The sequence below is a fragment of the Saccharicrinis sp. 156 genome, from assembly GCF_050589685.1.
GTDB lineage: Bacteria > Bacteroidota > Bacteroidia > Bacteroidales > Marinilabiliaceae > Saccharicrinis.
Window position 1 is genome coordinate 1 of the sequence record NZ_JBNGOS010000031.1, and the last position, 12,021, is coordinate 12,021.

Sequence of the window (12,021 nt, forward strand, 5' to 3'; positions counted from 1 at the left end):
AGAAATAATTAATTTAATTTTTAATGGCTAAAGTTAACGGCTATGGAAAGTAATCGGGACAAGTTATGCCTCGTTTCTGTAATGCGTTGTTTTATTGTACTTGCAATGCTCATGACGAACCTCCAATATATAATCCGGGTTTAACCATTACGACCATTCAATATTTCTGAAATTCCGATATGCGTTAAGTGGATTATACCAAACCCCTGATCCACTTGGCCGCTTCCCAAAGCACGATACCTGCACTTACACTAATATTCAATGAATGTTTGGTGCCAAATTGAGGTATCTCGATACAGCCATCGGAACTGTCAATTACAGCTTGCTGAACACCTTTTACTTCATTTCCAAATACGAGTGCTATCTTCTCGTTTATTTGTGGCTTAAAGTCAAGTAATGAGGTGCTTCCACGGGCTTGTTCAACACAATATACTTTATAGCCTTCAGCTTGTAAGTCAACAACTGACTTATTTGTGTCTTCGTGGTAGCTCCAGTTCATGGAATCTTCGGCCCCCAAGGCAGTTTTATGTATGTCATTATGAGGTGGAGTTGGTGTAATTCCGCACAAGTATATTTCTTCCAGGCATAAAGCATCCGAAGTTCTAAAAACGGAGCCAACGTTATTCAGGCTTCTCACGTTATCCAATATGGCGATAACGGGAGTTTTTTCGGTTTCTTTGAACTCTTCTACGCTTAGTCTGTTTAGTTCTTTGTTTCGCAGTTTTCTCATGAAATAATTATTTATCGTACAAAAATAAACATTTTGAACGTTTTATTTCTGCATCCAAAATTGTACATTACACTAGTCTTAAAATTAGGTATATAACCTTTTAAAATTAAATCTACCATGAATATACACGAATATCAAGGTCAGGAGATCCTAAAAAGATACGGCGTTCGCGTTTCTGAAGGAATCGTTGCAGATAATCCGGATGGCGCTGTTAAGGCAGCCAAGAGATTAACCCAAAAAACAGGGACGGACATATGGGTTGTAAAGGCTCAGATTCATGCCGGGGGTAGAGGAAAGGGTGGAGGTGTTAAAGTGGCCAAATCTTTGGATGAGGTTAAAGCTCTGACTAAGCAGATTTTAGGCATGCAGTTGGTTACACATCAAACCGGTCCGGAAGGTAAGAGAGTTAATAAGGTATTGATTGCGCAAAACGTGTTTTATCCCGGTGAATCTGAACCTCAGGAATATTATATGAGCGTGTTACTCAATAGAAACACAGGCAGGAACATTATCATGTATTCTACCGAAGGAGGAATGGATATTGAGAAAGTGGCAGAGGAGACCCCGCATCTAATTTATAAGGAAGAAATTGATCCAGCTACCGGTGTGTTGCCATTTCAGGCAAGAAGAATAGCTTTTAACCTGGGCTTATCAGGAAAGGCATTTAAAGAAATGACCCAATTTGTGCCCGCTTTGTATAAAGCGTATGAAGGCGCTGATGCTTCGTTGGTGGAAATAAATCCGGTATTAAAAACATCCGATGATTTAATTATGGCCATCGACGCCAAATTAAATATCGACGATAACGCGTTGTACAGGCATGCCGATATTGCCGAAATGCGTGATTTAAGCGAAGAGGATCCCGCTGAAATAGAAGCCTCCAAGCATAGCCTGAATTTTGTGAAGCTGGATGGCAATGTGGGTTGTATGGTAAACGGCGCGGGTCTGGCCATGGCCACCATGGATATTATTAAACTATCTGGAGGGGATCCGGCCAACTTTTTAGATGTAGGGGGTGGCGCCAATGCACAAACCGTTGAGGCAGGTCTGAAAATCATCTTGTCCGATCCCAATGTAACTGCTATACTCATCAATATTTTTGGCGGGATAGTTCGCTGTGACAGGGTAGCCAATGGCGTAGTTGAGGCTTATAAAAAGATAGGCGAAATCAATGTTCCCATAATCGTGCGATTACAAGGTACCAATGCGGAAGGCGGTAAAAAAATAATAGATGAGTCAGGATTGAAAGTGTACTCGGCTATTACCCTTAAGGAAGCTTCAGACCTGGTTCAGGAGCTCGTCGGTTAATTTATAAGTCTGCCGTTTTCAGTCTACAGCCATATTGTATGCTGTAGACTGCTTACGCTGAACTCCTGAATGCCTACTTAGTGGCCATGTGCCAATGTACAAAAGCCTTTAACCCTTCCTTTAACGAAGTTTTTGGTTCGTAACCAATCATCTTTTGGGCTTTGCTGATATCTGCGTAAGTAATATCTACATCGCCTGGTTGCATGGGTAGTTGTTCAATGATAAGGTTTTGCCCCGTGACTTCTGCAAGGGTATTAATCAGCTCCATCAGTTTGATCGGCGAATTATTCCCAAGGTTCATATTCTCAAATACACCATCATTGTTTTTAATATACTCTATAGATTTAATAATTCCTGAAACGATATCATGTACAAAAGTGTAATCTCTGGCTGTTGACCCATCTCCATACATCGGTATGGATTTACCCTCGTATAACAAGCGGGTGAATTTGTTGATGGCCAAATCGGGGCGTTGGCGGGGGCCAAAAACGGTAAAAAATCTTACATTAATAAAATCTAAACCGTACAGGTGGTGGTAGGTATGGTTTAAAAGTTCACATGATTTTTTCGAAAAGGCATAGGGCGAAATAGGCATAGATACATCCGCATCCTCGTTCCAGGGAGTATCAGGTATATTGCCATAAACAGAAGAAGAACTGGCAAACACCATTTTTTTTGTGCCCGTATCTTTCATTAAGTCCACCAGGATTCTAGTGGCGCTAATATTGTAATCGATATAACTCTGCGGATTTTCAATAGATGGACGCACGCCCGCTTTGGCAGCAAGGTGTACAATGCAATCAAATTTCTCTTCAAGTTTTTCGCGAACCAGCGTTTCGTTACACAAATTTAATTCGTGAAAAGTAAAGTTGGGATGAGCGGAAAACTCTGATAGATTATCTTCTTTTAATTTTCTACTGTAATAAGGGTCAAAATTATCTATTCCTACCACTTGATAACCATTTTTTAAAAGTGTTTCCGATAAATGCGAACCGATAAATCCGGCACAACCTGTTACTAATATCTTGCTCATGAACCATTGATTTTGTGCAAAGATATATATATCTGCTGGCGACAAAATTTTATTTGATGTAAAAAGTAATTTTTTAGAGCTTATTGTTAACCATATAATAGTATATTTAGGATATGGGCTATTGATGGCAGGTCTATTGCTTTAAACATTGCATATACAAAATGCTTTGTAATATGTGTTTTCAAGTTATCCACAGATTTAATTGCCTCGCGTTTCCCTTATGGGTGACATTTGCCTTTTAATGGTGAATTCCCTGATATTGATAGTCAAAAATGAATTTAAATTAGAATGATTTGAATATCTTTGCCAATTCATATGGAGGGCAATTGCCCTTTAGTTTAGCAAGATAAATTTACGAGTACGGGAATATCATATTATGAAGAATATAAGAAACTTTTGTATTATTGCTCATATCGACCACGGAAAGAGTACTTTGGCCGATCGTCTGTTGGAATTTACCTCCACCGTTTCGGAGAGGGATGCACAAGAACAGGTGTTGGACGATATGGACATTGAAAGGGAGAGGGGAATCACGATTAAGAGTCATGCCATCCAAATGGATTATGAGTTGAACGGTGAGAAATATGTGCTTAATTTAATTGATACTCCCGGACATGTCGACTTTTCCTATGAGGTATCACGTTCCATAGCGGCTTGCGAAGGTGCCCTTTTAATCGTAGACTCAACTCAGGGGATACAGGCACAAACGATATCCAATTTATATCAGGCTATTGAGCACGACTTGCACATTATTCCTGTCATGAATAAAATGGACTTGCCCAACGCCATGCCCGATGAAGTTGAAGACCAGATTATTGATTTGATTGGAGGCGATCGGGAAGATATTATTAGAGCCAGCGGAAAAACTGGGCAAGGAGTGGATGAAATATTACAAGCTATTGTTGATAAAGTTCCCCCACCGTTAGGTGAGCCCAAGGATCCGTTGCAGTGTTTGATTTTCGATTCGGTATTTAATTCTTTTCGAGGAATTATTGCCTACTTTAAAGTGGTGAACGGAGAAATCCATAAAGGAGACCTGGTTAAGTTTATGGCCACAGGTAAACAATATAATGCAGATGAGATTGGAGTGCTTCGTTTGGATATGGAGCCGCGGAAAGTACTTGGGACAGGGGATGTCGGTTATATTATATCCGGAATAAAAACCAGCAAAGAAGTAAAAGTAGGGGATACCATCACACATGTAAAGGGTGGTTGTGAAAGTCGTATCGAAGGATTTGAAGAGGTAAAACCAATGGTTTTCGCGGGAGTTTATCCTATTGATAGTGACGACTATGAAGATTTGCGTGCTTCCATGGAGAAACTTCAGTTGAATGATGCCTCACTCACGTTTGAGCCGGAGTCGTCGGCAGCGTTGGGCTTCGGTTTCCGTTGCGGTTTCCTGGGAATGCTTCATATGGAAATCATCCAGGAGCGTTTGGATAGGGAGTTTGATATGAACGTGATTACCACCGTACCTAACGTTCCGTATATTGTCCATACTAAAAAGGGTGAAGAAATGGAGGTGCATAACCCTTCGGGACTTCCGGAACCAACCGTTGTCGATAGAATCGATGAACCGTATATCCATGCTCAAATCATCACCAAGTCCGAGTTTATCGGTCAAATAATGACCTTGTGTCTGGCCAAGAGAGGGGAGCTGGTTAAACAGGATTATTTGACCTCTGACAGGGTTGAGCTAAATTATAACATGCCCCTGGCAGAGATCGTATTCGACTTTTATGACAAGTTGAAAAGTATTTCGAAAGGGTATGCCTCATTCGATTATTATTCAACAGGTTTTAAGCCAGCCAAACTGATAAAGTTGGATATTTTATTGAATGGGGAAAGTGTTGATGCATTATCTACCCTTATTCATTTCGATAATGCCTATACGCTAGGACGCAGGATGTGTGAAAAACTAAAGGAATTGATTCCTCGTCAGCAGTTTGATATTGCTATCCAGGCCGCTATTGGGACTAAAATAATAGCGCGTGAAACCGTTAAAGCGGTGCGTAAAGATGTTACGGCGAAATGTTACGGAGGTGATATCAGTCGGAAGCGTAAGCTGTTGGAGAAGCAGAAAAAAGGTAAGAAGCGTATGAAACAGGTAGGTAACGTTGAAGTGCCACAAAAAGCCTTCTTGGCCGTTTTGAAGCTAGATTAAGTTCGAAACCACGAATATAAATAAGATGAAATTACCGCGTAATTAACTTTATTGTTGGTAGCACCTATTGTTTGTAGGAGCCTTAAATGTGTATTGTTAAAAATACGAATCGCCTGTTTCTTATTTTCCCGTTTTTATTTGGGGTATCAAAAAATCCGATAACACAAAAAACGTCCGATACTAGCATGTATCGGACGTTTTTGTTTATACCTTTTCGTTCATCAGCTAATGATGTGAATTATCAAGGATGTCGGATTACATGACAAGCTTGTATCCTTTTCCGTGAACGTTGATAATTTCAACAGAGGTTTCCTCTTTGAGATGTTTCCTTAGCTTGGTAATGTACACATCCATGCTTCGGGCATTGAAGTAGTTATCGTCTACCCAAATGGTTTTTAGCGCAAAATTTCGCTCTAAAACCTTATTGGCGTTGTTGCAAAGTAACTTCAATAATTCAGACTCTTTGGTCGTTAGTTTAACAATTTCTTCACCATCAATAAGCTGCTGCTTTTGGGTATCGAACTTGTATTTGCCCAATTGATACACATCTTGTATCGCATTCGTTCCTTTAGTCCTTCTGATAATGGCTTCCAATCTAAAAAGAAGTTCTTCCATACTGAAAGGTTTGGTGATATAATCATCCGCACCAATCTTAAAGCCTTGAAAAACATCCTCTTTCATAGACTTGGCCGTTAGGAAGATAATTGGAATATCCGCATTGATTAAACGGATGTCCTTGGCCAGTGTAAAACCATCTTTTTTAGGCATCATTACATCCAAAACACAAAGGTCGTACGTGTTTGCCGTAAATGCTTTGTAAGCTTCTTCTCCATCCGGACAAAGATCTGTTTCGTATCCTTTAGCTTCCAGGTATTCGCGCAATAGCATACCCAGGTTTTCATCATCTTCCGCTAAAAGAAGTTTGTATTCTTTTTCCATTCTTTTGTGCTTTTTATCGGTAAAAAGATTTCAAATTTTGTTCCTACATTTAATTCGCTTTCTGCAACAATGTTACCTCCGTGGTCGTCCACAATCTTCTTTACGTATGCCAAACCTAATCCGAAACCCTTAACGTTATGCACGTTACCTGTAGGAACCCGGTAGAATTTTTCGAAGATGCGACTAAGGTTCTCTTTAGAGATCCCCATTCCATTGTCTTTGACGGAAATGATAACCCCATTGTTTTTGTTCCAGGTTTTAACCTGCAATATAGGGATGCCTTTTCTGTATTTAAAAGCGTTGTCAAATAAATTATAAATCACATTGGTAAAATGTACCTCGTCCACATAAACCGTGCTGTTTTTCGCGTCCAGGCTTTCAATTATTTTACCTTTCTTATTTTCTACTTTGAGCTTAAAGTTAGTAGAAACATTGTGAATTAATTGGTTTATATCTAATTTTTTTATTTTCAGCCCCGATTTTCCCTTGTCAAAGATGGCCATCTGAAGAACCTTTTCTACCTGAAAGCTTAACCTCTTGCTCTCGTCCTGTATAACCCCGGAAATATGCTGCAAGGTTTTTGGCGTTTTAGCAACACTCGGATCTTTCAGCATTTGGGAGGCTAAGGATATGGTGGATATCGGGGTTTTAAATTCGTGCGTCATGTTGTTGATGAAGTCGTTTTTGATTTCATCCAGTCTCTTTTGCCTAAAAATAATCATGATAGTGATGATGGATGTAAAAATCATCACCAGGGTGAACGCGGCGGACGGTATAAAAGTCCCGATTGATTGTATCATGAAATTAGGTCTTTCGGAAAAATAGAGGTTTAAATGATGCGCCTCAGGATGTGGGTCGTTCGGGAACAGGTATTTCTGATAAATGGTTTTGGATGCATTGGGCTTAAATCCTGTTGTGGCCATTGCCATTTTCCCTTTTCCGTCGAAAATAGCAAACTCAAATTGAAGGGTGATTCCCCTGTCTTCCAATTGTTTCATCAACAACACATCCACCTTCTCCCGGTCAATGCGTTCCGAGATAGATCTTTTAGGGAAAAAAGTATTCAGAATCATTTCCGCTTTGTCTTCCACTTTCGATTTGAGTTCATCCTGAATACTTAGCAAAGCACTCGTTAAAGGGCCAAACTTACTGGATCGGGTCGATATTGGTGAGCGGTTATCCAGGCTAAATATTAACGAATCTTCATTGAAGGTCTGCAAGGTAGTGCTGATATATTTGTCTTGCATTTGAAACTTAAACGAGAATTCCAATATTTCGTCTTCACTCAAAGCGTTATCCGGATTGTTATTGAAATACTTTGGGTCCCGTTGCAGGTTTTTGGGTAGCGCTTTAGATGCTTGTATTTTCTTTCTGTATTCTTTCTTTATAAATGCGGCTAGCTCAGAGTTTTCCTCGCGTTCAAGCTTTTCAATAACCTTGGTCATTGCCTGATTCACCAGCTTATCAAACTCTTGTTCTTTTCTTTTGCTGTCATTTTTCATCCAAAGCGTTTGGATATAGATGATACCGCCAAGGCTTGCCGCTATGATAAATGATAAAAGATATATGTATTTTTTATTCATTCCTGTCCTTTCATTGTTGGTAGGCCTTTGTTTAAAGGTTTGCGTTGTTAATTTAAAAGGCTTACAATATTGGGTATTCCGCTCATGAACGTTGATCGGAAAAGTTATCGCAATATAGTTATTTGCACTTTAAAATGACAATAATAATGTGTGTTAAGTTGTTGGTTGGATCAATTATTGCAAATCGTTTTTTCTAATAGAAACATTTTGTAGCGCTTCCATTGCCGCGTTTTGCTGCGATTCTTTTTTTGACGATCCCTCGCCACGGCCAAATACTATGTTTTCTATTTCAACCGATGATACAAATAACGGAGCGTGATCCAACGTGCCCGGTATTTCATCCGTTATAAATTGCACGTCCTTTTTATGTTTTTGCCCCCACTCAATTAACATGGATTTGAAATTATTGTCTTTGCTGGCTATTTCGTTCAGGTTAACAAAAGGGATCAGAATTTTTTTCAAGATAAACTTGCGGCATTTCTGGTAACCGCAATCCACAAAAATGGCTCCGATTAATGCTTCCAATGCATCTCCCGGGATATTCGTTATTTCAAGAGAAATTTTGGATTGGGATGTGATTATATTGTTTAAGCCTATTTTATTGGCTGTTTCGTTTAAAAAAGCACGGTTTACGATTTTTGACCGGGTTTTCGTCAGGAAACCTTCGTTTACATCGGGGTATTTGTTGTACAATTCTTGCGCAACAATAGCGCCTAGCATTGCATCACCTAAAAACTCCAGGCGCTCATTGTTAATAACTTGACCGTTATTTTTCTTTTTCATGGCAGATTTATGAACCAAGGACAATTCATAAATCCCCAGGTTATTGGGGCAGAAGCCGATTACAGACCTTAATAACAAATAAAGCCTTCTCCGGTCGGGAGAAAGCTTTATTATGTTCAATAATGATTTTAACACAATCGATTAAATTGCTTTAAATATAACAGATGCATTATGACCTCCAAAACCAAAGGTATTTGAAAGCGCTGCTTTAACCTCTCTTTTTTGAGCTTTGTTATATGTCATGTTTAATTTAGGATCAATTTCCGGATCATCGGTAAAGTGGTTGATGGTAGGAGGAACAATGCCGTACTTAATAGCAAGGATACAAGCAATTGATTCAATCGCACCAGCAGCACCTAACAGGTGACCAGTCATTGATTTTGTTGAGCTGATGTTTAATTCGTACGCATGCGCACCAAACACTTCTTTAATCGCTAATGTTTCTGCGATGTCACCTCGGGGGGTGGAAGTGCCATGGACATTGATATAGTCGATTTCTTCGGCTTTCATATCGTTATCCTTTAATGCCATTTTCATCACATTTTTGGCACCCAGTCCTTCAGGATGTGGTGCTGTGAGGTGATGGGCATCGGCTGTCATTCCGGTACCAACTACTTCGCAGTATATTTTGGCACCGCGGGCAACGGCATGTTCATATTCTTCAAGAATTAAAGATGCTCCACCTTCTCCCATAACAAAACCATCGCGGTCTTTGTCGAAAGGTCGAGAAGCGGTAGCCGGATCTTCGTTTCGTGTGGAACATGCTTGCATCGCATTAAAGCCGCCCATGCCAGCTTCACTGATAGCAGCTTCAGAACCTCCGGTTACAAAGGCTTTTGCTTTGCCTAAACGGATTAGGTTGTATGCATCGCCAATCGCATTGGTAGAGGATGCACAAGCTGAAACCGTGTTGAAATTGGGTCCCCTGAATCCATATTTCATTGAAATTTGACCAGCGGCAATATCACCGATCATCATGGGTATAAAAAATGGGCTGAAACGTGGCGTGCCATTGCCTTCCACAAAGCCCTTAACCTCTTTTGTAAATGTTTGAATTCCACCAATACCGGCACCCCAAATTACGCCTACCTCATCATGGTCGATGCTTTCAGCGTTGATGCCGGAATCTTGAACAGCCTGCTCAGCTGCTATTAAAGCAAACTGAGCAAACATATCAAGTTTTCTTGCCTCTTTACGATCGAAATAATCGTTAGAGTTGTAATTTTTTACTTCGCAAGCAAATTTTGTCTTGAAATTGGTGGCGTCAAATCGAGTAATGGGTGCGGCACCGCTTACTCCTTCAACCAGGTTTTTCCATAGTTCTTCAATGGAATTGCCCAAAGGAGTGATGGCTCCTAATCCCGTTACTACTACTCTTTTTAACTCCATAACTTCGTTTAAAGTGTAAACTTCGTTTTTAATTTAGCTTACTTAGCGTTTTCCTCTATATAAGAGACGGCATCACCAACTGTGCCAATGTTTTCTGCTTGATCATCAGGAATTGCGATGTTAAATTCCTTTTCAAACTCCATGATCAACTCAACAGTGTCAAGAGAGTCAGCTCCTAAATCATTTGTGAAGCTTGCTTCAGTTGTAACTTCGGTTTCGTCAACTCCTAGTTTGTCTACGATGATTGCTTTTACTCTTGATGCAATGTCAGACATAGCTTTTAATTTTAAGTTAATATTTAAAATTTATTGATTAAAATAACTTTGCAAAGGAAAAAAAATCAGGATAATCAGCCAAATAATATTTCAATAAAATCATTCCGGGGGGTTTTTTTTCTATTTTTGGGACATATAAAATCTACAGTAATAAACCTATAAAATACAGGAAATGAGTAAGGTTGCTATATTCGCTTCGGGTTCGGGAAGTAACGCAGAAAACATTGTAAATTATTTTAAAGGAAGGCTTAATTCAAGCGATTTTCACTTTTTCACGAACAACAGCAAAGCTTATGTCAACGAACGGGCGCTAAAATTGGGTGTTAACTTAACCTTATTTTCGCGTGAAGAGTTTTATAATTCGGATAAAATTATCGAAGTTTTAAAAGAGGAGGCATGCGAACTTATCGTGCTTGCAGGTTTTCTGTGGTTAATTCCAGAAAATTTTGTCGAGGCATTTAAAGGACGTATTATTAATATTCATCCGGCTTTATTGCCTAAATTTGGTGGCAAAGGAATGTACGGCAAACGCATACATGAAGCGGTTGTGGATAATAAGGAAACGGAGACCGGTATTACAATTCATTATGTTGATAGTAATTACGACGAAGGAAAGATTATTAAGCAGGTAACATGCAGGGTGTTGCCAACAGATACAGCTACAGATGTGGAAGCCAAAGTTCACGAACTGGAATATGAGCATTACCCGAAAGTTATAGCGGAGATGCTCAGTCAACATTCATCAGTGGGAAGTCAACAGTAACAGTGATCGTAATGTATGATTTTTATACTGATGACGAACACTCATTGTTTAGTTGACTACCACCCTTTGACCAATGTATGATTAGCTATATGCGTTTTTTATAACCAGTATTAATTTTTATATTCAAAAAAAAATGTCTACACTTTTAGATTCCACCTATATTACCGATAAACTGGATATCGACCTACCGTTAATTGGAGTTTACGATGCGCCTCATGACGCTATGATGGATAGGGTAATTGAACCGGTTGCTCACCGGAGAACTTGTATTTTTGCTTATTTTAACGCATGGATGCGCGGACAGACATTGAAATTAACTTCCATGAATTTTGGATGTAAAGGAAGCGGTTATTGGTTGTTCGGGAAAGAAACCAGAGATCGGGAGGAACTTGTTGATTTTTTGGTAGGTGAGGAAGGTTTAAAATGTTCTGGTGAATTGATGGATGATTGGTTGGATGTAACTCCTGCATATAGGTCAAAACACAAGTGTTTATATGTTGGGCCTATTAAAAACTCCATGGTTGATTATTTAAAGTCTGTTACCTTTTTTGTTAACCCGGATCAGTTGAGCGCACTTATTGTTGCAGCCAATTATCATGCCGGCCCCGAAGAGGGCAATCCGGTGGACATCCCGTTTGGCTCAGGGTGTATGCAATTGCTTACTTTGGTGCCGGATAACGAAAAGCCCAAGGCGCTGGTTGGAGCATCGGATTTGGCCATGCGTAAATACCTTCCAAACAATTTACTGGCTTTTACAGTAAATGTAAGAATGTTTGATAGGCTTTGCTCTATTGGCCAGGATAGCTTCTTAAATAAACCTTATCTGAAAGATTTAATAGAGTTTAGAAGGTCTACAAAATAGAATGACCGACCGGAACCCATTTAAGCATAACCTGATTCAGGGTTCTCAAATATTTGTTATATACGATTGACTGGCCTGATCTACTCATAAATTTTTCTATTGCGAAAATATATGTATTAATCAGGCTAGCTTTCAATATGAGACTTTTAAAGAGTTTGGAGTTCCCTAAAGCATATGCTTACCAGTAATATT

11 protein-coding genes are annotated in these 12,021 nt (G+C 39.5%); 4 read left to right on the forward strand and 7 right to left on the reverse strand.

Annotation, left to right across the window (positions count from 1 at the left end; all coding sequences use genetic code 11):
* Nucleotides 1–193 precede the first annotated feature (193 nt).
* Nucleotides 194–730 (reverse strand): RNA methyltransferase, encoded by a 537-nt coding sequence (locus ACRD64_RS17990; RefSeq protein ID WP_430934851.1) that lies wholly within the window; start codon nt 728–730, stop codon nt 194–196.
* A gap of 117 nt (nt 731–847) precedes the next feature.
* Between ACRD64_RS17990 and sucC the strand changes: the two genes are divergently transcribed.
* Complete coding sequence (gene sucC / locus ACRD64_RS17995; RefSeq protein WP_430934852.1) at nt 848–2,038, forward strand: ADP-forming succinate--CoA ligase subunit beta; 1,191 nt, start codon at nt 848–850, stop codon at nt 2,036–2,038.
* Nucleotides 2,039–2,111: 73 nt separating this feature from the next.
* Here the strand turns inward: sucC and ACRD64_RS18000 are convergent, their stop codons facing one another.
* Entirely contained in the window at nt 2,112–3,071 is a 960-nt protein-coding gene (locus ACRD64_RS18000; protein WP_430934853.1) for a GDP-mannose 4,6-dehydratase, read from the reverse strand.
* Between the two features lie 376 nt (nt 3,072–3,447).
* Between ACRD64_RS18000 and lepA the strand changes: the two genes are divergently transcribed.
* The gene (gene lepA / locus ACRD64_RS18005; protein WP_430934854.1) at nt 3,448–5,235 is read left to right on the forward strand and encodes a translation elongation factor 4; all 1,788 of its coding nucleotides are present in this window, start codon (nt 3,448–3,450) and stop codon (nt 5,233–5,235) included.
* Between the two features lie 255 nt (nt 5,236–5,490).
* Here the strand turns inward: lepA and ACRD64_RS18010 are convergent, their stop codons facing one another.
* From ACRD64_RS18010 to ACRD64_RS18030, 5 genes are all read right to left on the reverse strand, one after another.
* Nucleotides 5,491–6,174 (reverse strand): response regulator transcription factor, encoded by a 684-nt coding sequence (locus ACRD64_RS18010; protein WP_430934855.1) that lies wholly within the window; start codon nt 6,172–6,174, stop codon nt 5,491–5,493.
* Nucleotides 6,147–7,757 carry a sensor histidine kinase gene (locus ACRD64_RS18015; protein ID WP_430934856.1) on the reverse strand — a complete coding sequence of 537 codons (1,611 nt, stop codon included), beginning with the start codon at nt 7,755–7,757 and terminating at the stop codon, nt 6,147–6,149. Before ACRD64_RS18015 ends, ACRD64_RS18010 begins: the two co-directional genes overlap by 28 nt.
* A gap of 174 nt (nt 7,758–7,931) precedes the next feature.
* Nucleotides 7,932–8,675 carry a ribonuclease III gene (rnc, locus tag ACRD64_RS18020; protein ID WP_430934857.1) on the reverse strand — a complete coding sequence of 248 codons (744 nt, stop codon included), beginning with the start codon at nt 8,673–8,675 and terminating at the stop codon, nt 7,932–7,934.
* Between the two features lie 6 nt (nt 8,676–8,681).
* Nucleotides 8,682–9,929, reverse strand: coding sequence for a beta-ketoacyl-ACP synthase II (gene fabF, locus ACRD64_RS18025; RefSeq protein ID WP_430934858.1), 1,248 nt, complete (start codon nt 9,927–9,929; stop codon nt 8,682–8,684).
* A 38-nt stretch (nt 9,930–9,967) separates the two neighbouring features.
* The gene (locus tag ACRD64_RS18030) at nt 9,968–10,204 is read right to left on the reverse strand and encodes an acyl carrier protein (protein ID WP_027470525.1); all 237 of its coding nucleotides are present in this window, start codon (nt 10,202–10,204) and stop codon (nt 9,968–9,970) included.
* A gap of 172 nt (nt 10,205–10,376) precedes the next feature.
* On the opposite strand from ACRD64_RS18030, the gene ACRD64_RS18035 reads away from it, so the two are divergent.
* Together ACRD64_RS18035 and ACRD64_RS18040 are read left to right on the forward strand one after the other, a co-directional pair.
* Nucleotides 10,377–10,967, forward strand: a complete 591-nt coding sequence (locus ACRD64_RS18035) for a phosphoribosylglycinamide formyltransferase (RefSeq protein ID WP_430934859.1) — start codon at nt 10,377–10,379, stop codon at nt 10,965–10,967.
* Nucleotides 10,968–11,100: 133 nt separating this feature from the next.
* Nucleotides 11,101–11,829: a DUF169 domain-containing protein gene (locus tag ACRD64_RS18040; protein ID WP_430934860.1), complete on the forward strand. Its 729-nt coding sequence runs from the start codon at nt 11,101–11,103 to the stop codon at nt 11,827–11,829.
* The last annotated feature ends 192 nt before the right edge of the window (nt 11,830–12,021 follow it).